We start from the raw sequence: 21,917 nt of genomic DNA on the forward strand, positions 1-21,917 counted from the left end.
ATGCGGTCGAATGAACGTGCATCCCGCTCCTCCAATTGTCCTAGCCGCATTTCCGCGACGCCAAACGTTCTATTCGGTGCGGTTCCGGAACGCGGCCTCTCCGGCGTCCGACACCTCGACCCACTTTTTGTCGGGAACGGTTTCGGCGTCGTAATTGTCATGCCAGTTCCACCACTTGTACGTCGGCGTCTGCGGATAGCCTTCGGGCGAATCCTCCCAAACCTCCTGGCGGCCGAGCGGCGACAGGTCGAGATAGCTCCATACGGTCCCCATCGCCTCGTCGCCGCGGTTGTTGATGAAGTAGGTACGGAACACGCGATCACCATCGCGGATGAACACGTTATGGCCGTGCCACTCGTCAACGCCGAAATCGGCATCGAAGCTGTCGGTGATGGTGTACCAGGGCATTTTCCAGTCCATCCGCGCCTTCAGCCGCGCAATGTCGGCCTGGGGTGCGCGCGAGGCGTAGGCAAGCGTGGTGTCGCGGGCGTTCAGATGGGCAAGATTGCCGACCTGGTCTGCCCCCAGCGAGCAGCCGCGGCAAGCGTGATCGGGCCAGCCGAATACGCCGGGCTCGAAGAAAGCGCGGTAGACGATCAGTTGACGGCGGCCCTCGAACAGGTCGAGCAGGCTCATCTTTCCGCTGGGCCCCTCGAACGTATAGGTCTTCTCCACCGCCATCCACGGCATCCGCCGACGCTCGGCGGCCAAGGCGTCGCGAGCCCGGGTCACGGTCTTCTCCTTCACGAGCAACTGCTGGCGCGCGGCCTCCCACGCGTCAGGCGAAACGACCGGTGGTGTCTTCATCGCGAGCCGCGTCGTCTGCTCGCCTGTGCCATTCTGATGTGCCGTCATTGTGCATCTCCCTTGCTGGTCTGTTGTCGCACCATTCCCGGCGCGACGTGTTGCTGATTGGTCATGAGCCAGGATAGGGGCGATAGCGGATTGGCGAGAGTGACAAGTGTGACGCGATTCCGACGGGTCCGCTGATCACGGCCAAATTTGCCGCCCGCGACGCCTCTGCTCATTCCTACCCGGACTGCTGGATGGGCCGTGCGCCGGCCAGGTAGCGATCATTGTCAAACGGTTCGGCCTGGTTGCTTTCCGGGCTCCACAGCTGCCGGTGGGTTCGTGTGAGATCGCCGAGATAGACATGCAGGGCACCGGATCGCGCGCTGCCCGTATTCGCAACCGCATGCACGGTATTTGACGCCATGTGCACGACGGCAGGCGCTGCGATGTCCTGCCTTTCGGGAACATCGAGTTCGCTGCCGGCAACGGGATAGATGAAGTTCGTCTCGCTGCCCTTGTAGATGCCGATCAAGGCATCCATCAGGTGGTTGTGGGGCGGGTACTGCAGGCCGGGCGACAGCGTGATGTGATAGATCGTCAGGTTCGGGCTCGCATGCAAAAGAACCTCGTCGTCGTCTTCTTCGTGGGCGAGTGTTCCCGATGCGTGAAAACGGTTGGTGTAGTCGCCCAGGACCGTCCTTACCGCTTCGAGGGGATCTGGTCCCTTCGCGGCATTGACGATATCATCGGCAACGGCGTAGAGAGGCGAGTTGGCGGGTAAAGGCATATCAGTTATCCTCCCTGAGATGCTCAGATTTCCAACCTGAGGTGCTCACGCTAGCGAATGCCAATGCCAGCGTCAACCGGACAGCCAAACGGACAAAATATGAAAACGACGAAGTTGACCGCCGAACCGGCAGGGCCGGCCACGGTCGAGGCGACAGCACTGTCAGCCGCCGACGTCCTTCGCAGGGAACAGGCATATGAGCAGCTGAGGAACGACATCATTGCCTGCGTGCTGCGCCCCGGCGAAGCGCTGACCGAGAAACAGATCGGCGATCGATACCAGATCAAAAAGGCGACCATCCGCGCGGCGTTGGCCCGTCTGATGCAGGAAGGTCTGGTCAGGAGCGAGCCGCGCCGCGGCTACGTCGTTGCAACGCTCAGCCTGCGGGACGTCAACGAGATTTTCGATGTCCGCAGCTTGATCGAACCGGAAGTGTTCAGGGTGGCGGCATCGAACATTACCGAGCGCGGGCTGGAGGACATCGGGCTGGCAGCGAAAAAAGTGCTGAAGCCGGAGACGTTGCGTAGTCACGTTGCATTCCTGGCGGCTGATCGTGCGTTTCGTCTGGTCCTTGCGGAGCTCTCGGGAAATTTACGACTGGCGCATCTACTGGACCAGATACTCGACCAGTCGGCGCGGGTTCTCCACCTTGGGTTCAAGTCCCGCGACTTCACCCAGTTGATCATCGCCCAGCAAAAAGAACTGGTTCTTGCCTGCGAGGCAGGCGACGTTTCCGGCATCGTCAAACTTGCCCGTTCGCAGTGCCTGTTTCTCAAGAAGCAGGTGCTCGAGGCTTTGCTTGCCGGTTCCAAGCTTCAGGACGTCAATTTGCAGCCCTTCGCCTAGAGCGGTTCTCCTGGAACCGGTAACCCGCTCTAACTAGCTGTTTTGCCACATTTATGCGGACGCCGAATGATTCCATTTGGCTGCAAAATGCTCCAAGGGAAGTTGGCCATTCGGTGCGACCGCCATCTTGTCGCAACGGCCGCCGGCGGGGCTTGTTTCATCCCACCGAGGAAGAGGCCGCCGATGCCTGGTCGCCAAGCGACTGCTCCGGCTCCCTGCTCGACAATGATGGCCTTCTTGCCGGCCGCAGTCAGTTCGGCCGCCGCGACAAGGCCGGCAAGGCCGGCGCCGACGATGATCACATCCGCATCGTCGGGCATCTATTTGGCCATGATCTCGTCCAAAAACCGGCCAGTTGTAGGATCACGGCCGGCCTAGACTGCCTCCCAGCCTTCCTTCTCGCCGGCGCGGAAGATGGCATCGATGACCTTCTGGTTGAGCACCGATTCTTCCAGGGTGAAGACACGATCCTTGCCACCCTGTGCCGCCCGCGCGAAGGCCTCGACTTCCAGCCGGTACTGTTGCGTGCCGGGAAAGCGGAAGACCTGCGCCTCGCTGTGGTTCTGGTTGTGCAGTTCGACGCGGTGATGGTCGTAGAGTCCGGCGTTAAACGGTGAGAACACCTCGATGAAGCCCTTCTCGCCGTGGAAGACCATCACCTGGCGTGCCGCCATCTGCGTCGACAGGTAAAACGACAACTCGAAGTCGCCGAAATCGGCGCGGATCGAGGAATAGATGTCGGTGCCGAATGTCTTGTCGCGCTCGATCGTCGCCTGGACGCGCAGCGGCTCCTTGCCGGTCGAAAAGCGCGTCGATACCGTCGGATAGACGCCGATGTCGGGCAGCGCGCCGCCGCCGAGATCGAGCTTGTTGCGCATGTTGTTGGGGTCGACATTGTAGTAGGAGAACGCGCCCTGGACATGGCGCAGCCGGCCGATGGCGCCGTTGGCGATCAGCTCGCGCACCTTGATCCATTGCGGGTGGTAGACGACCATGAAGGCTTCGCAGACCAGCACCTTCCTGGCATCGCGCAGCTTGATCAGTGGCGGAATGTCCTTGGCGTCGAGAGCCAGTGGCTTTTCGACCAGAACATGCTTGCCGGCCTCGATCGCCTTGGCTGTCCATTCGACATGCTGCGAGGTCGGCAGCGGAATGTAGACGCCGTCGATGTCGCTGGAGGCGAGCAACTCCTCATAGGAGCCGAAAGCATGGCGCGCCCCGAAGCGTTCGCCCAGCGCCCGAGCTTTCGACAGATCGCGGCTGGCGATCGCCGACAGCACGCCGTTCTCCGCCTCGACGATTGCCGGCAAAAGCTGCTCGCGGCCGATTTTGGCCGTCGACAAAACACCCCATCGGAACATCAGATTTCTCCTCTCGATTGCAGGCCTGGAGGTTTGCCTGAAATCGGCGGAAAAGCCAATGCGGGAGCATGGTTCCTCGCCCCACGAAGTGGGGAGAGGAACCCAGGTCCTGCAGCGACGGTGAAATCGCAGGAAGAACCGCTCAACCCCTTCTACCCGTCAGCGTCATGTCGAATTCGACGACGTTGGAATAAATCGGCGTGCCGACATCCATGCCATAGCGCGACCGCAACACCTTGCCTGTGACGTGGAACTTTATCGTGCCCGCCTTGAGGCCGCCGAGCTCGGCCGTGAACTTTTCCTGAAAGGTCTTGCCGCGCGCCGTCAGCCGGCCGGTGACAAGGGCCGACGTGTCGCCGGTGCGTTTGACGCTGGTCGAACGGAACTGGATCTCCGGATTGTTGGTCGCGTCGAAAACCGCGTCCGAGCGGAGAAAGGCATCGATGCGGCTTTGGCCGGTACCGACGCTTTCGGGGAAGATGGTGAAATTGACCTGGGACCGGCCGACATCGCTGTTGTCGATAAGGATATTGCCCTTGAAGCGGGAGAAGGCACCGTCGAGCCCGCCGCCGCCGAGCTTGGCGATGGAGAAGTGGATGCTGGAACTCCCTGGGCTGATCGTGTAGCTGCCGGCCGCCTCGCCAAGGGCAACGGCGGCGAAAACAGGCATGGCAAAACAAGCGGCGGCTGCCGCAAATCCGAAGATGCGCGCGTACATGGAAATGGTCCTCTTGGCAGGCAACGCTTTCTTGCGTCCTCGCCCTATGAACGAATGAGCCGCCCGCTCTATTCCGTCTCGCGATGTGACGAAGCCGTGATCATGCGCGTCAGCACGGTATCCCTCAGCCAGAAATGATGACGCAGCGCAGCAGCGAGATGCAAAGCGACAAGCCTGATGCCGGCATAAGCGAGATACCAGTGCGTCGCTGCCCAGAAGCTTTCTGCCATGTCCGATTCACCAAGCGGCAGATTGGGCATGACGAACAGATTGAACGGCACGCTCGGGATCTCTAGCACCGAGACCGAGACCAGCGCCCAGCCGGACAGCGGCAGAGCGAGCTGAAAAGCATAAAGCGCAAGATGGACAAGCGGCGCCATGCGGCGCTCGAAAGGGCCGACTGAGCGCGGCAGCGGCGGGGCCGGTCTGCCAAGGCGCCAGGCGATGCGCAGGATGACCAGCCCAAGCAACAGGAAACCGAAGGATTTATGCAGCTGAATCAGCTCGAAGGCGGTGCGCTGGCTGGACAGCCGCACCATGACGAAGCCGAGCACGAACTGGCCGATAAAGAGCGCCGCGATCAGCCAGTGAAGGATGATCGCTGTCCAGCCGTAGCCGGTCGGCTGGTGTTTGGGCAGTGCTGACATGGTCTGTGAACGAATGCCAGGTCGGCTTTCTTCCATCCCGGAAAGGCGGTTTCCACTTATGTTTGGAGACGACCAATTGCCGGTGCCAACGGCGGTAAGACGAGCATTCACGCCGAAATAGATTGCCCTCCGCAGTTCCGACGGTGCCCCTATGTACTCACTTTGAAGAAATCGACAAAGGCCCTGAGCGCCGGCCGCATCTGGCGTCGGCTCGGATAATAGACGAAGAAACCATCGAAGGGCGGGCACCAGTCCTCCAGCACGCGAACGAGCTTGCCAGCGGCGAGCGGGTCGCGGACATAGTCCTCGAACACGAAGGCGAGCCCGGCGCCGTCAACCGCAGCATTGGCAATCAGATGGTCCTCGTCGAGGATCAATGGCCCTTGCACCGGGATTTCGATCTCCTCGCCGTTTTTCTCGAATTCCCAGCGATAGATGATGCCGCTGGAGAAGCGGAAGCGGATGCAGCGGTGAGCGGCGAGATCACGCGGATGCTGCGGCTTGGGCCTGGTCTCGAAGTAGGATGGCGTGCCGACCACCGCGCCGCGAAGGCTCGGCCCGATGCGCACTGCGATCATGTCGCGCTGCAGGCTCTCGCCCAGCCGCACACCGGCATCGAAGCCGCCCTCGACCACATCGGTGAAGCGGTCGTCGATGACGATCTCCAGCGCGATGTCGGGATAGGCAGCCGCAAAGGCGCCGAGCCTTGGCGTCAGCGCCAGGTGGGCGGCGGTGCGCGGCACGGTCAGCCTGAGATTGCCCGCCGGCCGGTCGCGCGCCTCGATCGCCGATTCCAGCGCCAGGTCGATTTCCGACAGCGCCGGCCTGAGGCGCTCGAGCAGCTGCGCGCCCTCCTCGGTCGGAGCGACGCTGCGCGTGCTGCGCGCCAGAAGGCGCACGCCGAGGCGCGCTTCCAGGCTGGACACCGCGTGGCTGACCGCCGACGGCGCGATTGCCAGCTCCTTGGCGGCGCCGCGAAAACTGCCGCATTGGGCGACCGTTGCCAGCACGGCAAGCTGTGAAAGATAGGTTCGCTTCATTGATCTATTTTTGGGAACAGCCCGTGCAAATAAGAGGCAATTATCGAACGCTGCGCAAGACGGTATCTCCGTGGCATCACAACCATCACAACAAGGAGACACGTGATGCAAACCCGCAAGCTCGGCAATGAACTCGACGTCTACCCAGTCGGCCTCGGCTGCATGGGGATGAGCTTTGCCTATGGTGGCCAGCCGGAGGCGGAGGCGATTGCCACGCTGCGCCACGCCGTTGAGATCGGGGTCAATTTCTTCGACACCGCCGAGGTCTATGGCCCCTACGAGAACGAGATCCTGGTCGGCAAGGCGCTGAAGCCGGTGCGTGATCGTGTGACGATCGCGACCAAATTCGGCTTCAAGATCCTCGAAGAAGGCAGCGGCACCGAGCGCATGGCTGGCGTCGACAGCCGCCCGCAGCATGTCAAGGCGGTGGCCGAAGCGTCGTTGAAGCGGCTGGATACCGAGATCATCGATCTCTACTACCAGCACCGCGTCGACCCCAGCGTGCCGATCGAGGATACGGTCGGCGCCATGGCCGAGCTGGTACGCGAGGGCAAGGTGCGGGCGCTCGGCCTGTCGGAGGCGAGTGCGGCGACCATCCGCCGGGCGCATGCCGTGCATCCGATCGCCGCGGTGCAGAGCGAATATTCGTTGTGGAGCCGCGATCCGGAGGAGGAGGTGTTTGCCGTCTGCCGCGAGCTCGGCATCGGCTTTGTCCCCTATAGCCCGCTCGGCCGCGGCCTGCTCACCGCCACGATCGCCAAGCCCGATGTTCTCGGCGCCGACGACTGGCGCCGGGGGTTGCCGCGCTTCCAGGCCGACGCCATGGCGGCCAATGCGGCGGTCGTCGCCGTGCTGGAAAATATGGCCGCAGAGAAGGACGTGGCGCCGGCGCAGCTGGCGCTCGCCTGGGTGCTGCATCAGGGCGACTTCATCGTGCCGATCCCCGGCGCGCGAAAAATCCGCCATCTGGAGCAGAATACGGCGGCAGCCGATATCGTGCTGAGCCAGGCCGAAGTGGCATATATTGGCGACGCCCTGTCGCCGGACAAGGTTGTCGGCAAGCGCTATACCGAGGAGCTGCTGGCCCTGGTCGACGGGTGAACGGCAATCGACAGTGCAATCGAAACGGGGCGTTTCGGCACCCCGTTCGAGTGCCGCAGCGGTGCAAATAATTGCGAGAAATTGGCGCGAAACACTCCCATCTGTCCTGCCGGACATCTCCCCCTCAAGGAGGGAAATTGGACGTCACCTCGGCTTGGCCAATCACCGGCGCCGGAAGGGCGGGCAGGGCGCTGGAACTGCCAATTTCCCCCGTTGCGGGGAGATGCCCGGCAGGGCAGGTGCCTCGCGCCGACATTCTACCAAGGCACGACAGTAATCTCCGGCCAGCACTCCTGTGCCCGCCTGCCCTTCATCTCATGGGTCCGCTGATTATCCATCACCCTATTCGGCGTGATGCGGAACGAAAAGATGTCGTCGAGCCCGAACGGTGCCACCAGATCGAGGCGCCCCTCGGCATCGAAGCGGACGCCGACTGCATGCGTCTTCGACGCAAAATAGCTGACCGATTCGCTTGCGCTCATATAACGCGGGCATTCCTGCCCGAACCTGATCGGATACCACAGATGCACCCGCGCCTGATTGCGCACCTCGACCGGCACCGTCAGCCCTTCGAAATGCGCCGCTGCACAACGAATGACCAAATCCTCGGCCTCGTAGGACAGATCGCTCTCATCGAAATAGAACAGGTCGACATCCCGGATGCCGTACCCCGAGGGCTTTCCGGTCAGATGATTCCAGACGCTGTTGTAAAGCGCGCCGGAGACGACCAGCCAGTCGGGAGGTCAAGCGTGCGCACCCGCGACAGCGTCTCGCCGATCAGCGGATCGGCTGAGACGATATCGAGAAAGACTGCACGCTGTTCCTCGAAAGACAGCCCTGAATAGCGCAAATGGTCCATCGCCCTTTGGACGGCGATTCGCCAGGCGCTCGCAACCCCTCAGCCGCGCAGCACACCGCCGGTCTGCTTGTGCACGTTCTCGACGATGCGCTTGGCCAGCGCCTCGAAATCCTCGTCGGTCAGCGTCTTTTCGACCGGCTGGATCGACACCTCGATGGCGATCGATTTCTTCGCCGCGCCGAGGGCGGTACCCTCGAAAACGTCGAACACCGAGACGCCGGAAATCAGCTTCCTGTCGGCGGCTAGGGCGGCGCGAACGAGTGTGCCGGCTTCGACCGCCTTGTCGACGACGAAGGCGAAGTCGCGCTTGACCGCCTGGAAGGCGGACAGATCGAGCCTTGGCTTTGTCCGCGTCGGCTTGGCCTTAGGCTCAGGCACCGCATCAATGAATACTTCGAAGCCGCAGAGCGGGCCGGAGACGTCAAGCCCTTCCAGCGTCTTCGGGTGGAATTCGCCGAATGTGCCGAGCACGACCTTCGGCCCGAGCTTGATCGTGCCGGAGCGGCCGGGATGATACCAGGCCGGGCCGCCGGCCTCGATCTGCAGCCGCTCGACCGGCGCGCCGCAGGCTTCGAGTGCTGCGATTGCATCGGCCTTGGCATCGAAGACGCCGACGGCGCCGGCGTTGCCGGCCCAATGGCGGCCGGAGCCCTCGAGCTTGGCGGTGCCGCGCCGCACGCCGGCGGCAACGCGCCGCTGCTGGTCGGCGCCGTCGCCCTCGTAAGTGCCCGACACTTCGAACAGCGCGACATCGCCGATGCCCTTGTCGGCATTGCGCTGCGCTGCCGCGATCAGCCCCGGGAGCAGCGACGGCCGCATATCCGACATATCGGCCGCGATCGGGTTGGCAAGCTTTAGCGCCTGCTGGCCGCCGCCGAACAATTCGGCGTATTTTGCCGGAATGAACGACCAGGTGACGGCCTCCATCATGCCGCGCACGGCAAGCGCCCGCTTGGCGGCGCGGGTGCGTATCTGCAGCACAGTCAGGATTTTGGCGTTGACCGCATCGTGGGAACCGAGCGGCTGCGGCGCGATATTGTCGACGCCGTGGATGCGCATGACCTCCTCGACCAGGTCGGCCTTGCCATCGACATCCGGCCGCCAGGACGGGACCGCGACATTGACGACATCGCCCGTGCCCTCCGGCCTGAAGCCGAGGCGGGCAAGAATGTCGAGGCTCGTCGAGCGCGGCACTTCGATGCCGGTCAGCCGCTTCACTTCCGACAAAGGGAACGAGACGATCTTCGGCCGATGGCCGGCATAGCCGACGACCTCGGTTTGCGCCGGCGTGCCGCCGCAGAAATCGAGCACGAGCTTCGTTGCCAGCTCCACGCCGGGAACCATCATTTCCGGGTCGACGCCACGCTCGAAGCGGTAGCGTGCATCGCTGATGATGCCGAGCGTGCGGCCGGTGCGAGCGGCGGCGATCGGGTCCCAAAGCGCCGACTCGATCAGCACGTCGGTGGTGTTCTCGTCACACCCGGAATGCTCGCCGCCCATGATGCCGGCGATCGATTCGATGCCGTCCTGGTCTGCGATCACGCACATCTCAGGCGTCAGCGTGTATTCGCGGCCGTCGAGCGCCAGCACCTTTTCGCCGTCACGCGCCCGGCGCACGGTGAGATTGCCGGTGACCTTCCCAGCGTCAAAAACATGCAGCGGCCGACCGCGGTCGAAGGTGACGTAATTGGTGATATCGACGAGCGCGCTGATCGGCCTCAAGCCGATGGCGAGAAGCCTTTGCTGCAGCCATTTCGGCGACGGTCCGTTCTTGACGCCGCGCACCAGGCGCAGCGCAAAACCGGGACAGAGCTCCGGCGCTTCGATCGTCACCTTGACCGGCGTCCCGCCCCTGCCGGGGATCGGCTCTATCGGCGCGCTCTTCAGCGTACCGAGCCCGCTCGCCGCCAGATCGCGGGCGATACCATGGACACTGGTGGCATCCGGCCGGTTCGGCGTCAGATTGATCTCGATCAGCGGGTCGTCGAGATGGGCATAGGCGGCGAAACTGGTGCCGACCGGCGCATCGGCCGGCAGGTCGATGATGCCGTCATGCTCTTCGGATAATTCGAGCTCACGTTCGGAGCACATCATGCCGTGGCTTTCAACGCCGCGGATCTTGCCGACGGTCAGCGTCACGTCGATGCCGGGGATATAGGTGCCCGGTGCTGCAAAGGCGCCGATCAGGCCGGCGCGGGCGTTCGGCGCTCCACACACGACCTGCACAGGTGGCTTGCCGTCGCCTGTGTCGACGGTCAGCACGCGAAGCCGGTCGGCATCTGGGTGCTGCACCGCCGTCACCACCTTGGCGATGACGAAGGGGGCCAGGCTCGCCCGGTCGTCGACATGCTCGACCTCAAGGCCGATCGAGGTGAGACGCTCGACGATTTCCGCCAGCGAGGCGTCGGTCTCGAGATGATCCTTGAGCCAGGAGAGGGTGAGTTTCATGACTGTGTTCCGTCTGGTCTTTGCCGGCTGACTGGTCTTTCCAGGCTGACTGGTCTGGGCACATCGCACTTGAAGCTATGCGGCCGCGCGTCCGACATGTGCAGGAAGGCGAGCTGTCCGCGGATTTGCTGCAGCCCGCTCATCACGCGCTCAAGCCCCCGAACAGCGTCGGCATGTCGAGCGGCCTAAAACCGTAATGCGAAAGCCAGCGGACATCGGCGTCGAAGAAGGCGCGCAGATCCGGCATGCCGTATTTCAGCATGGCGATGCGGTCGATTCCCATGCCCCAGGCGAAGCCCTGGTATTCGTCAGGATCGAGGCCACCGTAACGGAGCACATTGGGGTGCACCATGCCGCAGCCGAGGATCTCCATCCAGTCGGAGCCTTCGCCGAAGCGCACCTCGCCCGGCCGCGAACGGTCGCACTGGATATCGACCTCGAGGCTGGGCTCGGTGAACGGGAAGAAGGACGGCCGGAAGCGCATCTTCACGCTCGGCACCTCGAAGAAGGCCTTGCAGAACTCCTCTAGCACCCATTTCATGTTGGCGACATTGGCCGATTTGTCGATCACCAGCCCCTCGACCTGATGGAACATCGGCGAGTGGGTGGCATCGGAATCCTGCCGGTAGGTCTTGCCGGGGATGACGATGCGGATCGGCGGCTTCTGCATCTCCATGGTGCGGATCTGCACCGGCGAGGTGTGGGTGCGCAAAAGCTTGCGTTCGCCCTGCGCGTCCGGCTGGAAAAAGAAGGTGTCGTGCATCTCGCGCGCCGGGTGGCCTTCCGGGAAGTTCAGCGAGGTGAAATTGTAATAGTCGGTCTCGATGTCGGGGCCTTCGGCGATGGCAAAGCCGAGATCGCCGAAGATCGCCGCGATCTCGTCGATGACCTGGCTGATCGGATGGATGCGGCCGCGCTCGGCCGGCGATTGTCTGACCGGCAGCGTCACATCAACCTTCTCGGCGGCGAGACGCGCCATAATCGCCGCGTCCTTCAGCTCGGCGCGGCGAACAGAAAGCGCCTCGGTGACGCGGTTCTTGAGGCCGTTGATCGCCGGGCCCTTGACCTGGCGCTCCTCGGCGCTCATCGAGCCGAGCGTCTTCAGCATCTCGGAAACCGAGCCCTTCTTGCCGAGGGCCGAGACACGCACCGCCTCGATCGCCTGCTCGTCGGCGGCCGAGGCAATCTCGGCCATCAGGGAATGTTCCAGAGTTTCCATGTCACTCATGTTCCAGATCCGATTGGAAGCAAAGAAAAACCCGCGCCAGCCCTGCCAGCGCGGGTTTCCCAAATCAAGTGTCGAATAGCTTGGGAAGCGCTGGTCTTAAGCGACAGCGCTTTCAAAAGCATTCGGCGTGGTGTTCTTGAGATATTCGAGCGCGACCTTGGCCTTGGCCACGAGTGCGGCGAAGGCCTGCGGCTCGTGGATGGCCATATCCGACAGGATCTTGCGGTCGATCTCGATGCCAGCCTTGTTGAGACCGTCGATGAAGCGGCCGTAGGTCAGGCCATGCTCATGCGTCGCCGCATTGATGCGCTGGATCCACAGCGCGCGGAACGAACGCTTGCGATTCTTGCGGTCGCGATAGGCGTACTGCAGCGACTTTTCCACCGCCTGCTTGGCGATGCGAATGGTGTTCTTGCGACGGCCGTAAAAACCCTTGGCGGCTTTCAGGACCTTCTTGTGCTTGGCGTGCGAGGTGACGCCTCTCTTTACGCGTGCCATGTCATGATCTCCTTAAACGTTGTCCAGGCCGAATGCTCTAAAGGCCGTTCGGCAGAAAATTCTTGATGACCTTCTTGCCGTCCGGTTCAGCCAGAACCATCGTGCCGCGGGCATTTCGAATGAACTTGTTGGAACGCTTGATCATGCCGTGACGCTTGCCGGCCGCAGCCGACAGAACTTTACCCGTACCTGTGATCTTGAACCGCTTCTTGGCGGCCGACTTGGTCTTCATCTTGGGCATTTTGCTACTCCGTTTATATGCGCACCAATGCGCTTTTTGTTCGCTTCAGGCCGACCAAAGCCCGAAAAGCAAATGAAACCGCCACGGCATGCCCTGCCGGGCGGTTTTTTGGGAACGGCGGTCCTATACGTCAAAGCGGGCTGGCGCGCAACACCCCGTGCCCAGCAACACTGTACTCAGCAACACTGCACTCAGGGGAGACGGAACAGCACCGGCAATATGCCGGACTGCTGGGCGCCGTCGATCAGTTCGAAAGCCGGCAAGGCAACCAGGAAGACCAGACCGTCCAGCAGCGTGGTTCGCAGCAGGCGCGGCTTGAAGCCGCCGGTGTCGCCTTCCTGGTACAGCGACAGCTTCGGAAAAAAGCGCGGCACTTTCGCCAGGTAGGCCTGGTATGGCGCGCCGAGAACCTCCTTGAGGAATTTCTCCTCGCGCAGGATAACGATGTAAAAGGCACCAGCGCAGAGCGCTGCAAAGCCGATCGTGGCGGTGATCGAGCCGATCTGTGCGCCGACACCGGCGGCAGCTAAAGTAGAGAAGACATAGAGCGGGTTGCGGGTGATCGAATAGGGGCCGCCGGTCACCACTTCGGAGGATTTGCGACCGCCGATATAGAGCGTCGACCACAAGCGTCCGACGATGCCGAGAAAGATCAGCACGACGCCAACCATTTCGATCGTTTCATGCACAGGCGTATCGGGCGGAAAAACCGACTGCCCGAACAAAAGCATCGCGAACAGGACGACGACGACGACGGCAAGCACCATCCTGCGTGTGTGCTGGTAGCTGCCCAGCCCATATTTGGCTTCCGAATGCTTGACGTCATTGACCATGTCGGGAATCCGATCGTCGAGGGAACCAGAGCGTCTTTGCTCTCGCCGGCGATCGCAGCGTCTGGCCAAGAAAACAGGCGCCCCGCCGATCGCCGGGACGCCTTGCAACATGATTCAGGCGGATTTTATGCACGTCGCCCAAAAGTGCGCAGCGGTTTTGCGACAACGACATGCACAAAACAGAACTAAAGCGCAACGCGCTTTAGCGGGGCGCCAGCACCATCATCATCTGGCGGCCTTCGAGCTTCGGTTCGGCTTCGACCTTGGCGATGGGCGCCACTTCCTCGCGAACCTTGTTCAGAAGCTGCATGCCGAGTTCCATATGCGCCATCTCGCGACCGCGGAAGCGCAATGTCAGCTTGACCTTGTCGCCTTCCTCGAAAAAGCGCCGGACAGCCTTCATCTTGGTCTCGTAGTCGTGGCTGTCGATGTTCGGGCGCATCTTGATCTCCTTGATCTCGATGACCTTCTGGTTCTTGCGCGCCTCGGCCGCCTTCTTCTGGTTGGCGTATTTCAGCTTGCCGAGATCGAGGATCTTTACGACGGGCGGCACTGCATTGGGCGATATCTCGACCAGGTCGAGCCCAGCCTCTTCGGCGAGCAGCAATGCGTCGTTGATGGAGACATCGCCGCGGTTCTGGCCTTCGGCGTCGATTAGCTGGACCCGGGGAACCCGGATGTCACGGTTGGAGCGCGGGCCTTCCTTGGTGGGCGCCGCTGCTTTGAAAGGTCTGCGAATGGTCGTGGTCTCCTTGAGCCGTTTCGTTAAGGGGTTCTTCAGTTCAGAATTGCGAACGCGCAATGTGGTGAGCGCGCGGTCGGAGTCAATAGCACAGCATTCTCAGGAAATCACCTGCCCGATGAATGCTCCTCTGCACCAAGCGAAGAAAGTAGCAGAGCACTTTTCGTTGAACCCCCGCTTGTGCTAAAAGACCGGCGTGAGGGAATACACCATGAGCACCACCCCGATCTTCCTGGCCGTCGACGGGACGAGCATTGCCGTCAGGCATGCGGCAGGTGCCGAGCCCGGCATCGTGTGGCTTGGCGGCTACAAATCCGACATGCTGGGCACCAAGGCCGAAACCTTGTCGGAATGGACGCGCAAAGAAGGCCGCGCCTTCCTGCGCCACGATTATTCCGGCCACGGCGAATCGAGTGGCGCCTTTGCCGACGGCACCATCTCGAAATGGCTGGGCGAGAGCCTGGCGGTTTTCCGCCGCTTCACCCGGGGCAGGCAAATCCTGGTCGGTTCGTCGATGGGCGCCTGGATCGCGCTGCGCATGGTGCAGGAGTTGCACAAGGCGGGCGAGAACAGCGTCGCCGGCCTTGTGCTGCTGGCGCCGGCGCCCGATTTCACGTTCGAACTGGTGGAGCCGGTGCTGACCGGGGCGCAGAAGCGCGACCTCAGGAAAAAGGGCTTTTTCGAAGAGCCGTCGGACTATTCTGCCGAACCGTACATCTACACGCGCGGACTGATCGAGGACGGCCGCAACAACCGGGTGATGACCGGGCCGATCGACACGCACTGTCCGGTCCACATCCTGCAAGGCCTGGCCGATCCCGACGTGCCGTCGAGCCATGCGTTGAAGCTGGTCAGCCTGCTGCCGGCCGACGACGTCACGCTGTCGCTCATCCCCGACGGCGACCACCGCCTGTCGCGGCCGCAGGATCTCGACATGCTAGTGCGGGCGGTGGACGCTATGGTGCGGCAGGCGGGATAGAGGCATGCGCATTTCCATTCCGGTGTCCGCCTTCGTGGCGGCGATCGTCGGCTTCGGCGGTACGCTGGCCATCGTTATTGCCGCCGCCAAGGCGGTCGGCGCAACGCAGGTCGAGACGGCAAGCTGGGTGACAGCGCTTTGCCTGGCGATGGCGATCGAGAGTCTGTGGCTGTCCTGGCGCACAAAAATGCCGGTCATCACCGCATGGTCGACGCCAGGCGTGGCGCTGATCGCCGCGTCGGCCGGCTTTTCGATGGGTGAGGCGGTTGGCGCCTTCGTCGTCACCGCGGTCCTGCTGATCGCCACAGGCCTGTTCGGGCCTTTGACCAAGCTGATCGCCAGAATACCGGCCTCCGTCGCGTCCGGAATGCTGGCCGGCATCGTCGTCACCTTCGCCATCAATGCGGTCAAGACCGTTCCCGTCGACCCCTGGCTGATCCTGCCGCTGGTTGCGGCGTTCTTCATCATCCGCCTGTTCAACCCGGCACTGTCGGTGCTGCTGGTGCTGATCGGCGGCGGTCTCGCCGCCTTTCTCACCGGCCGGGTCGGCGGTCTGCCGGCACCGGAACTCTCGAGCTTGACGCTGGTGATGCCGCAGTTCACCGCCACTGCAATCATCGGCCTCGCCTTGCCGCTCTACCTCGTCACCATGGCCTCGCAGAACCTGTCCGGCCTCGCCGTGCTGAGGGCAGCCGGCTATCATCCCGAACCCGGGCCGCTGATCGGCGTCACGGGCCTGTTTTCGCTGCTGACGGCGCCGTTCGGCGCCTCGACCACCAATCTGGCGGCAATCTCGGCGGCGATCTGCACCGGGCCCGACGTGCATCCCGATCCGGCCGAGCGCTGGAAGACCGGGCCGTTCTATGCGTTGGCCTATTTCGTCTTTGCCCTGTTCGGCGCCTCGCTGGTGGCGATCTTCGCCGTATTGCCGCAGAGCCTGATCGTGCTGGTCGCCGGCCTGGCGCTAATGGCGCCGCTCGCCAATGCACTGTCGATCGCCTTGAAAGGCGAGGACGAGCGGATGGCCGCCACCGTCACCTTCGCCGTCACCGCATCGGGGCTGACGCTGTTCGGCGTCGGCGCGGCGTTCTGGGGGCTGATTGCCGGATTGGTCGTGCTTTTCCTCGAAAATCTCAAAAAGCGATAATCATTTCAGCCGCTTGTCCGGTTTTGGCGATCGCTGTCTTGAATCGCCGTTTTCTCCATCCCATTTCGATTCAACGCAGCCGGATTTGGCTGTCTCCAACTGAAGGATTGGGAGAAATGAACACATCTGCATTGATCCGTCCGGCCTGGACGCCGGCGACCATCGCGTTGATGGTGATCGGGTTTATGGTGTTCTGGCCGCTCGGCTTCGCCATGCTCGCCTACATCATCTGGGGCGACCGGCTCGAGGGCTTCAAGCGCGACGTCAACCGCGCCACTGACGGCATCTTCGCCGGTTGCCGCCGCGGTTCCGACAAGGCCGCGCGCTGGGGTCATGGCTCCGCCCGCACCGGCAACGTCGCGTTCGACGACTGGCGCGAAAAGGAACTCGAGCGGCTTGCCGAGGAACGCCGCAAGCTCGACGAGATGCTGAGCGAGTTCGACGAATATGCCCGCGAATTGCGCCGCGCCAAGGACCAGGAAGAGTTCGACCGCTTCATGGCCAATCGCAATAAGTCGACATCCCCCACGACCGGGTCGGCGACGAACAACAAACCCAGCGGCAAGTCCACGCCAGGCCTGCTCGACGAGTAAGGTCCCGTGCCCAGATAGATAATCCAACGGCGTCGCGTCAGCGGCGCCGTTTCTTTTTTGTTCTAGTCGTTTCCCTCGAATCACGTATCGTCCCGGAATGTCCTTCGGCTTCTTTCGCACCCCGACGAAACCCAAACCCACGCCCGTCGTGGAGCGCGAGCATTGCGTTGCCGGCCGCACGCTGCCGCTCAAGATCGTCGAGAACGACCGTGCCCGCCGCCTTACACTGCGCATCGATTCCGGCGGCCGCGGCTTGCGCATCACCGTGCCGCCGGGGCTGCGGCGCGGCGAGGTGGAAAAATTCCTCGACCGCCATCAGGACTGGCTGGAGCAAAGGCTAGCCAAAGTGCCCAACCGGCCGCAGGTGCGGCCCGGCATCAAGATACCGGTGCGCGGCGTGCCGCATCGCATCGTCCATGAACCGTCGAAACGCGGCACCGTCACGCTGTCGCGCGACGAGCGCGGGCCGCTGATGATCGTGCATGGCGAACGCGTGCATCTGCCGCGCCGCATCGCCGATTTCCTCAAGCGCGAAGCCAAGCGCGAGATCGAAGCGCTGGTGACCAAGCACAGTGCGGCGGTCGGCAAGCGCGCCAAGGCGATCCGCTTCAAGGATACGTCGAGCCGCTGGGGGTCGTGCACGTCGGACGGCAATCTGTCGTTTTCCTGGCGCATCATGATGGCGCCACGGCCGGTGATAAACTACCTCGTCGCGCACGAGGTGGCGCATCTCAAGGAGATGAACCACGGGCCGAAATTCTGGAAACTGTGCGAGCAGCTTTGCCCGGATACCGAACGCTGCAAGGATTGGCTCAAGCGCAATGGCGGCGCGCTGCAGGCGATCACGTTCGAGTAGTTGTCCGATCAATCGTCATTCGCCGCGTTCAACTCCTCCGGCCGCAACCCCTCATCGACATGGCGGGGCCAGGGCAGAAAATCCTTCTCGAAGGTCTCGTTGCTGAAATAAGCCAGCGCCCGGTGCGCCTCGGCGCCGTTGAAAGCCGCCTTGTCCATCAAATGAGCGATGACCTCATGGGCCTGCGCCAGCTTTTGCCTGAGTTCCGCGACGGTCTTTTCCGGCATGATCTTTGTTCTCCCGCCTTTGTGCCTGAGCAAGTAGCGTTGCGCTCTTATATCAGCAAGGTAGCGCGTTCCGCTCTTACATTAGCAAGGTAGCGCGTTCCGCGCTGGCGGCAAACAGGATGCTTTTTCTCGACTCTTTGGCCGTTTCGTGCCAATCCCGCGCCATGGCGCTCGACATCAAGATATGCGGGTTGAAGACCGACAAGGCTCTGGCTGCGGCATTGGCCGGCGGCGCCAGCCATGTCGGCTTCATTTTCTTTGCCAAAAGCCCGCGCTATGTCGAGCCGGCGGAAGCCGGCCGCCTGCGCGAAGCGGCGCGCGGCAAGGCCAAGGCGGTTGCGGTGACGGTCGACGCCAGCGACGTGTTCCTGGATGAGATCGTCGACAACATGCAGCCCGACATGCTGCAGCTTCACGGCGCCGAAACCCCTGGGCGGGTGGCCGAAGTGAAAGCGCGCTACGGCTTGCCGGTGATGAAGGCGCTGCCGGTCGGCGAGGCTGCCGATCTCGCGCGGGTCAAACCCTTCATCGGCATTGCCGACCGCTTCCTGTTCGACGCCAAGCCGCCTAAGGGTTCGGAATTGCCGGGCGGCAACGGCCTTGCCTTCGACTGGCGCGTTCTGGCCGGCCTTGACGCTGGCGTCGATTACATGCTTTCCGGTGGGCTCAATGCCGGCAATATCGGCGACGCCTTTCGGCTGGCGAACCCGCCCGGAATAGATGTTTCCTCGGGCGTGGAGAGCGCGCCGGGCGTCAAGGAACCGGCGCTGATCGAACAATTTTTCCGCGCCGTCGGGGCAGCACGCGACAACCGCGCCGCCTGACCACGCTTCAAACCTCAGACCAGGAGATCGGCGATGGACAAGCCGGCGATACCGAATTCCTTCCGCACCGGCCCCGACGAGCAGGGCATGTTCGGCATTTTTGGCGGTCGTTTCGTTGCCGAAACGCTGATGCCGCTGATCCTCGAGCTGGAGCGGCACTGGAACGAGGTCAAGAACGACCCGGATTTCAAGGCCGAACTGACCGATCTCTCGACGCATTACGCCGGGCGGCCGTCGAAGCTCTATTTCGCTGAAGGCCTGACCAGGCATCTTCGTGAGGTGTCCTCGGCAAAGGGCCTCGGGGGCGGCGCAAAGGTCTATTTCAAGCGCGAGGACCTGAACCACACCGGCTCGCACAAGATCAACAACTGCCTCGGCCAGATCCTGCTCGCCAAGCGCATGGGCAAGACAAGGATCATCGCAGAGACCGGTGCCGGCCAGCATGGTGTCGCTTCCGCCACGGTCGCGGCGCGCTTCGGGCTTCCCTGTATCGTCTATATGGGCGCGACCGATGTCGCCCGGCAAAGCCCCAACGTCTTTCGCATGAAGCTTCTGGGCGCCGAGGTGCGGCCGGTGACGGCCGGCCACGGCACGCTGAAGGACGCCATGAACGAGGCGCTGCGCGACTGGGTGACCAACGTCGAGGATACCTATTACCTGATCGGCACCGCCGCCGGCCCGCACCCCTATCCGGAGCTGGTGCGCGACTTCCAGTCGGTGATCGGCACCGAGGCGCGCGCCCAGATCCTCGAGCAGGAAGGCCGGCTGCCTGACACCATCATCGCTTGCGTCGGCGGCGGTTCCAACGCTATCGGCCTGTTCCATCCCTTCCTCGACGACAGTGGGGTGCGCATCATCGGCGTAGAAGCCGGAGGCCGCGGCCTCGACGGCATCGAGCATTGCGCCTCGATGAGTGCCGGCGCGCCCGGCGTGCTGCATGGCAACCGTACCTACCTCCTGCAGAACGCCGACGGCCAGATCATGGACGGCCACTCGATCTCGGCCGGCCTCGACTATCCCGGCGTCGGGCCGGAGCACTCATGGCTGCGCGATTCCGGCCGCGTCGACTACGTGCCGATCCTCGACAGCGAGGCGCTGGAGGCGTTCCAGTTGACGACACGCGTCGAGGGCATCATTCCTGCGCTTGAATCGGCCCATGCCATCGCACAGGCGGTGAAGATCGTGCCTGACATGGACAAGGACCAGATCGTCATCGTCAACCTGTCCGGCCGCGGCGACAAGGACGTGCATACGGTGGCCAATATGCTGGGCATGGAGATCTGATCATGGCCACCCGTATCGACCGCCGCATGGCAAAGCTGAAGGCCGAGGGCCGACCGGCACTCGTAACCTATTTCATGGGTGGCGACCCTGACTACGACACGTCGCTCTCGATCATGAAGGCGCTGCCCGGCGCCGGCAGCGACATCATCGAGCTCGGCATGCCGTTTTCCGATCCGATGGCCGACGGCCCGGCGATCCAGGCGGCCGGCCTGCGGGCGCTGAAGGGCGGCCAGACACTGGTCAAGACACTGAAGATGGCCTCGGAATTCCGCGCCGGCGACAGTGAAACGCCGATCGTCTTGATGGGCTATTACAATCCGATCTACATCTACGGCGTCGAGCGCTTCCTGAGCGACGCGCTGGCCAGCGGCATAGACGGGCTGATCGTCGTCGACCTGCCGCCGGAGATGGACGAGGAACTTTGTATCCCGGCACTCAAGGCCGGCATCAATTTCATCCGGCTGGCGACGCCGACCACCGACGACAGGCGCCTGCCCAAGGTGCTGCAGAACACCTCCGGCTTCGTCTATTATGTGTCGATGACCGGTATCACCGGTTCGGCGCTGGCCGACACCGGCAAGGTGGCGGCAGCTGTCAAGCGCATCAAGAGCCATACCGACCTGCCGGTCTGCGTCGGCTTCGGCGTCAAGACCGCAGAGCAGGCGCGCATCATCGGCGCGTCGGCCGACGGCGTCGTTGTCGGCACCGCGATTGTCAATGCCGTCGCCAACGTGCTCGGGCCGAAGGGCGAAAAGACCGCCGATCCGGCCGAGGCCGTCGCCACGCTGGTCAGCGGGCTTTCGCAAGGGGTTCGCGCGGCTCGCCTTGCTGCCGCCGAATAATCTTCCTACGTCTTCTTAAGGGACAGGAGCCGAAGCGATGAACTGGATCACCAATTACGTCCGTCCGAAGATCAATTCGATGCTCGGCCGCCGCACCGACATGCCAGAAAACCTGTGGATCAAGGATCCCGAGACCGGCGAAATGGTGTTCCATAAGGATCTGGAGCAGAACCAGTTCGTCATCCCGTCCTCCGGCCACCATATGAAGATATCGGCTAAGGAACGGCTGAAATTCTTCCTCGACGACGGCAAATACGAGACGCTCGAGAACCCCAAGGTCGTTCAGGATCCGCTCAAGTTCCGCGACGAGAAGCGCTACGCAGACCGGCTGAAGGATGCCAAAGCCAAGACCGGCATGGAAGACGCCATCATCAATGCGCTGGGCACGGTCGAAGGCGTGCCGGTGGTGGTGACGGTGCAGGATTTTGCCTTCATGGGCGGCTCGCTCGGCATGGCGGCAGGTGACGCCATCGTGCATGGTTTCGAGGTCGCCTTGCAGCGCAAGCGGCCGCTGATCCTGTTTGCGGCCTCCGGCGGCGCCCGTATGCAGGAAGGCATCCTGTCGCTGATGCAGTTGCCGCGGACCACGGTCGGCGTCGACAGGCTGAAGGAGGCCGGCCTGCCCTACATCGTCGTCCTGACCAACCCGACGACCGGCGGCGTCACCGCCTCCTACGCCATGCTGGGTGACGTGCATATTGCCGAGCCAGGCGCGCTGATCGGCTTTGCCGGACCGCGTGTCATCGAGCAGACGATCAGGGAAAAACTGCCCGAAGGCTTCCAGCGCGCCGAATATCTGATGGAACACGGCATGGTCGACATGGTGGTGTCACGGCTGGAGATGCGCCAGACGATTGCGCGGCTGCTGAGAATGCTGCTCAAGCTGCCGGAAGAGCAAAAACCGCAGGAGCCGGAGATCCTGCCGCCGTCGGTGATTCCGGCCGAAGCCCGGCCGCACGCCTGACGCGACAGCCCGCGGCGCGAGCGGCTGTTGTGTGCCGTTGCGCACGCGCCTAGGATTCTC

24 protein-coding genes and 1 pseudogene are annotated in these 21,917 nt (G+C 62.9%); 10 read left to right on the forward strand and 15 right to left on the reverse strand.

What is annotated here, in order from left to right; translation table 11 throughout:
- Nucleotides 1–69 precede the first annotated feature (69 nt).
- Entirely contained in the window at nt 70–855 is a 786-nt protein-coding gene (locus NKJ12_RS00490; RefSeq protein ID WP_254815971.1) for a DUF899 domain-containing protein, read from the reverse strand.
- 175 nt (nt 856–1,030) lie between these two features.
- The gene (locus tag NKJ12_RS00495; protein ID WP_254815970.1) at nt 1,031–1,579 is read right to left on the reverse strand and encodes an autotransporter; all 549 of its coding nucleotides are present in this window, start codon (nt 1,577–1,579) and stop codon (nt 1,031–1,033) included.
- A gap of 99 nt (nt 1,580–1,678) precedes the next feature.
- Here NKJ12_RS00495 and NKJ12_RS00500 point away from each other — a divergent pair, with 99 nt between their 5' ends.
- Nucleotides 1,679–2,425: a GntR family transcriptional regulator gene (locus NKJ12_RS00500; protein ID WP_352700947.1), complete on the forward strand. Its 747-nt coding sequence runs from the start codon at nt 1,679–1,681 to the stop codon at nt 2,423–2,425.
- Nucleotides 2,426–2,454: 29 nt separating this feature from the next.
- Here NKJ12_RS00500 and NKJ12_RS00505 read toward each other — a convergent pair whose 3' ends face one another.
- From NKJ12_RS00505 to NKJ12_RS00525, 5 genes are all read right to left on the reverse strand, one after another.
- Entirely contained in the window at nt 2,455–2,745 is a 291-nt protein-coding gene (locus NKJ12_RS00505; RefSeq protein ID WP_352700948.1) for an FAD-dependent oxidoreductase, read from the reverse strand.
- A gap of 54 nt (nt 2,746–2,799) precedes the next feature.
- Complete coding sequence (locus NKJ12_RS00510) at nt 2,800–3,786, reverse strand: Gfo/Idh/MocA family protein (protein ID WP_352490432.1); 987 nt, start codon at nt 3,784–3,786, stop codon at nt 2,800–2,802.
- Nucleotides 3,787–3,928: 142 nt separating this feature from the next.
- Nucleotides 3,929–4,504, reverse strand: a complete 576-nt coding sequence (locus tag NKJ12_RS00515) for a YceI family protein (RefSeq protein ID WP_352650168.1) — start codon at nt 4,502–4,504, stop codon at nt 3,929–3,931.
- Nucleotides 4,505–4,572: 68 nt separating this feature from the next.
- Complete coding sequence (locus NKJ12_RS00520; protein ID WP_352700949.1) at nt 4,573–5,151, reverse strand: cytochrome b; 579 nt, start codon at nt 5,149–5,151, stop codon at nt 4,573–4,575.
- Between the two features lie 149 nt (nt 5,152–5,300).
- Nucleotides 5,301–6,191 carry a LysR family transcriptional regulator gene (locus tag NKJ12_RS00525; RefSeq protein WP_352700950.1) on the reverse strand — a complete coding sequence of 297 codons (891 nt, stop codon included), beginning with the start codon at nt 6,189–6,191 and terminating at the stop codon, nt 5,301–5,303.
- 105 nt (nt 6,192–6,296) lie between these two features.
- On the opposite strand from NKJ12_RS00525, the gene NKJ12_RS00530 reads away from it, so the two are divergent.
- Entirely contained in the window at nt 6,297–7,292 is a 996-nt protein-coding gene (locus tag NKJ12_RS00530) for an aldo/keto reductase (RefSeq protein WP_352700951.1), read from the forward strand.
- A gap of 257 nt (nt 7,293–7,549) precedes the next feature.
- Here NKJ12_RS00530 and NKJ12_RS00535 read toward each other — a convergent pair.
- The 7 genes and pseudogenes from NKJ12_RS00535 to infC form a co-directional block, all read right to left on the reverse strand.
- Nucleotides 7,550–8,151: pseudogene (locus NKJ12_RS00535) on the reverse strand (nucleotidyltransferase family protein).
- A gap of 39 nt (nt 8,152–8,190) precedes the next feature.
- Nucleotides 8,191–10,599, reverse strand: a complete 2,409-nt coding sequence (gene pheT, locus NKJ12_RS00540) for a phenylalanine--tRNA ligase subunit beta (protein ID WP_352700952.1) — start codon at nt 10,597–10,599, stop codon at nt 8,191–8,193.
- 142 nt (nt 10,600–10,741) lie between these two features.
- Nucleotides 10,742–11,827: a phenylalanine--tRNA ligase subunit alpha gene (gene pheS / locus NKJ12_RS00545; protein ID WP_352505953.1), complete on the reverse strand. Its 1,086-nt coding sequence runs from the start codon at nt 11,825–11,827 to the stop codon at nt 10,742–10,744.
- 96 nt (nt 11,828–11,923) lie between these two features.
- Nucleotides 11,924–12,325 carry a 50S ribosomal protein L20 gene (rplT, locus tag NKJ12_RS00550; RefSeq protein WP_006201247.1) on the reverse strand — a complete coding sequence of 134 codons (402 nt, stop codon included), beginning with the start codon at nt 12,323–12,325 and terminating at the stop codon, nt 11,924–11,926.
- A 37-nt stretch (nt 12,326–12,362) separates the two neighbouring features.
- Nucleotides 12,363–12,566, reverse strand: a complete 204-nt coding sequence (rpmI, locus tag NKJ12_RS00555; RefSeq protein ID WP_006201248.1) for a 50S ribosomal protein L35 — start codon at nt 12,564–12,566, stop codon at nt 12,363–12,365.
- Between the two features lie 191 nt (nt 12,567–12,757).
- On the reverse strand, nt 12,758–13,399 hold the full coding sequence (locus NKJ12_RS00560; RefSeq protein WP_254815960.1) for a methyltransferase family protein: 642 nt from the start codon (nt 13,397–13,399) through the stop codon (nt 12,758–12,760).
- Nucleotides 13,400–13,601: 202 nt separating this feature from the next.
- The gene (gene infC / locus NKJ12_RS00565; RefSeq protein WP_023677573.1) at nt 13,602–14,138 is read right to left on the reverse strand and encodes a translation initiation factor IF-3; all 537 of its coding nucleotides are present in this window, start codon (nt 14,136–14,138) and stop codon (nt 13,602–13,604) included.
- A 214-nt stretch (nt 14,139–14,352) separates the two neighbouring features.
- On the opposite strand from infC, the gene NKJ12_RS00570 reads away from it, so the two are divergent.
- The 4 genes from NKJ12_RS00570 to NKJ12_RS00585 all read left to right on the forward strand — a co-directional run bounded on the left by NKJ12_RS00570 (nt 14,353) and on the right by NKJ12_RS00585 (nt 17,716).
- A complete protein-coding gene (locus NKJ12_RS00570; protein WP_254815959.1) occupies nt 14,353–15,120 on the forward strand; it encodes an alpha/beta hydrolase in 768 nt (255 codons plus the stop codon).
- Nucleotides 15,121–15,124: 4 nt separating this feature from the next.
- Complete coding sequence (locus tag NKJ12_RS00575; protein WP_352700953.1) at nt 15,125–16,267, forward strand: benzoate/H(+) symporter BenE family transporter; 1,143 nt, start codon at nt 15,125–15,127, stop codon at nt 16,265–16,267.
- Between the two features lie 116 nt (nt 16,268–16,383).
- Nucleotides 16,384–16,860, forward strand: a complete 477-nt coding sequence (locus NKJ12_RS00580; RefSeq protein ID WP_352700954.1) for a DUF2852 domain-containing protein — start codon at nt 16,384–16,386, stop codon at nt 16,858–16,860.
- 97 nt (nt 16,861–16,957) lie between these two features.
- Nucleotides 16,958–17,716: a M48 family metallopeptidase gene (locus tag NKJ12_RS00585; RefSeq protein WP_352700955.1), complete on the forward strand. Its 759-nt coding sequence runs from the start codon at nt 16,958–16,960 to the stop codon at nt 17,714–17,716.
- 8 nt (nt 17,717–17,724) lie between these two features.
- Here the strand turns inward: NKJ12_RS00585 and NKJ12_RS00590 are convergent, their stop codons facing one another.
- Nucleotides 17,725–17,943 carry a hypothetical protein gene (locus tag NKJ12_RS00590; protein WP_254815955.1) on the reverse strand — a complete coding sequence of 73 codons (219 nt, stop codon included), beginning with the start codon at nt 17,941–17,943 and terminating at the stop codon, nt 17,725–17,727.
- 164 nt (nt 17,944–18,107) lie between these two features.
- Here NKJ12_RS00590 and NKJ12_RS00595 point away from each other — a divergent pair, with 164 nt between their 5' ends.
- The 4 genes from NKJ12_RS00595 to accD are packed head-to-tail and all read left to right on the forward strand — an operon-like array spanning nt 18,108 to nt 21,857.
- Nucleotides 18,108–18,767 carry a phosphoribosylanthranilate isomerase gene (locus tag NKJ12_RS00595; protein ID WP_352701396.1) on the forward strand — a complete coding sequence of 220 codons (660 nt, stop codon included), beginning with the start codon at nt 18,108–18,110 and terminating at the stop codon, nt 18,765–18,767.
- 33 nt (nt 18,768–18,800) lie between these two features.
- Entirely contained in the window at nt 18,801–20,051 is a 1,251-nt protein-coding gene (trpB, locus tag NKJ12_RS00600) for a tryptophan synthase subunit beta (protein WP_352700956.1), read from the forward strand.
- A 2-nt stretch (nt 20,052–20,053) separates the two neighbouring features.
- A complete protein-coding gene (trpA, locus tag NKJ12_RS00605) occupies nt 20,054–20,893 on the forward strand; it encodes a tryptophan synthase subunit alpha (protein ID WP_352700957.1) in 840 nt (279 codons plus the stop codon).
- Nucleotides 20,894–20,930: 37 nt separating this feature from the next.
- Nucleotides 20,931–21,857 (forward strand): acetyl-CoA carboxylase, carboxyltransferase subunit beta, encoded by a 927-nt coding sequence (accD, locus tag NKJ12_RS00610; protein ID WP_352480200.1) that lies wholly within the window; start codon nt 20,931–20,933, stop codon nt 21,855–21,857.
- The last annotated feature ends 60 nt before the right edge of the window (nt 21,858–21,917 follow it).

This window comes from Mesorhizobium sp. M0195 (genome assembly GCF_040322115.1).
Taxonomy (GTDB): Bacteria; Pseudomonadota; Alphaproteobacteria; order Rhizobiales; family Rhizobiaceae; genus Mesorhizobium.

What these genes read in the sequence shown, in the direction of transcription:
- pheS (WP_352505953.1), bottom strand. Translation starts at nt 11,827, where the DNA reads ATGAGTGACATGGAAACTCTGGAACATTCCCTGATGGCCGAGATTGCC.
- rpmI (WP_006201248.1), bottom strand. Translation starts at nt 12,566, where the DNA reads ATGCCCAAGATGAAGACCAAGTCGGCCGCCAAGAAGCGGTTCAAGATC.
- NKJ12_RS00560 (WP_254815960.1), bottom strand. Translation starts at nt 13,399, where the DNA reads ATGGTCAATGACGTCAAGCATTCGGAAGCCAAATATGGGCTGGGCAGC.
- NKJ12_RS00515 (WP_352650168.1), bottom strand. Translation starts at nt 4,504, where the DNA reads ATGTACGCGCGCATCTTCGGATTTGCGGCAGCCGCCGCTTGTTTTGCC.
- NKJ12_RS00520 (WP_352700949.1), bottom strand. Translation starts at nt 5,151, where the DNA reads ATGTCAGCACTGCCCAAACACCAGCCGACCGGCTACGGCTGGACAGCG.
- NKJ12_RS00585 (WP_352700955.1), top strand. Translation starts at nt 16,958, where the DNA reads ATGTCCTTCGGCTTCTTTCGCACCCCGACGAAACCCAAACCCACGCCC.
- accD (WP_352480200.1), top strand. Translation starts at nt 20,931, where the DNA reads ATGAACTGGATCACCAATTACGTCCGTCCGAAGATCAATTCGATGCTC.
- trpB (WP_352700956.1), top strand. Translation starts at nt 18,801, where the DNA reads ATGGACAAGCCGGCGATACCGAATTCCTTCCGCACCGGCCCCGACGAG.
- NKJ12_RS00500 (WP_352700947.1), top strand. Translation starts at nt 1,679, where the DNA reads ATGAAAACGACGAAGTTGACCGCCGAACCGGCAGGGCCGGCCACGGTC.
- NKJ12_RS00530 (WP_352700951.1), top strand. Translation starts at nt 6,297, where the DNA reads ATGCAAACCCGCAAGCTCGGCAATGAACTCGACGTCTACCCAGTCGGC.
- NKJ12_RS00575 (WP_352700953.1), top strand. Translation starts at nt 15,125, where the DNA reads ATGCGCATTTCCATTCCGGTGTCCGCCTTCGTGGCGGCGATCGTCGGC.
- NKJ12_RS00580 (WP_352700954.1), top strand. Translation starts at nt 16,384, where the DNA reads ATGAACACATCTGCATTGATCCGTCCGGCCTGGACGCCGGCGACCATC.
- NKJ12_RS00570 (WP_254815959.1), top strand. Translation starts at nt 14,353, where the DNA reads ATGAGCACCACCCCGATCTTCCTGGCCGTCGACGGGACGAGCATTGCC.
- NKJ12_RS00525 (WP_352700950.1), bottom strand. Translation starts at nt 6,191, where the DNA reads ATGAAGCGAACCTATCTTTCACAGCTTGCCGTGCTGGCAACGGTCGCC.
- NKJ12_RS00510 (WP_352490432.1), bottom strand. Translation starts at nt 3,786, where the DNA reads ATGTTCCGATGGGGTGTTTTGTCGACGGCCAAAATCGGCCGCGAGCAG.
- NKJ12_RS00505 (WP_352700948.1), bottom strand. Translation starts at nt 2,745, where the DNA reads ATGCCCGACGATGCGGATGTGATCATCGTCGGCGCCGGCCTTGCCGGC.
- NKJ12_RS00595 (WP_352701396.1), top strand. Translation starts at nt 18,108, where the DNA reads ATGGCGCTCGACATCAAGATATGCGGGTTGAAGACCGACAAGGCTCTG.
- pheT (WP_352700952.1), bottom strand. Translation starts at nt 10,599, where the DNA reads ATGAAACTCACCCTCTCCTGGCTCAAGGATCATCTCGAGACCGACGCC.
- NKJ12_RS00590 (WP_254815955.1), bottom strand. Translation starts at nt 17,943, where the DNA reads ATGCCGGAAAAGACCGTCGCGGAACTCAGGCAAAAGCTGGCGCAGGCC.
- NKJ12_RS00490 (WP_254815971.1), bottom strand. Translation starts at nt 855, where the DNA reads ATGACGGCACATCAGAATGGCACAGGCGAGCAGACGACGCGGCTCGCG.
- rplT (WP_006201247.1), bottom strand. Translation starts at nt 12,325, where the DNA reads ATGGCACGCGTAAAGAGAGGCGTCACCTCGCACGCCAAGCACAAGAAG.
- trpA (WP_352700957.1), top strand. Translation starts at nt 20,054, where the DNA reads ATGGCCACCCGTATCGACCGCCGCATGGCAAAGCTGAAGGCCGAGGGC.
- NKJ12_RS00495 (WP_254815970.1), bottom strand. Translation starts at nt 1,579, where the DNA reads ATGCCTTTACCCGCCAACTCGCCTCTCTACGCCGTTGCCGATGATATC.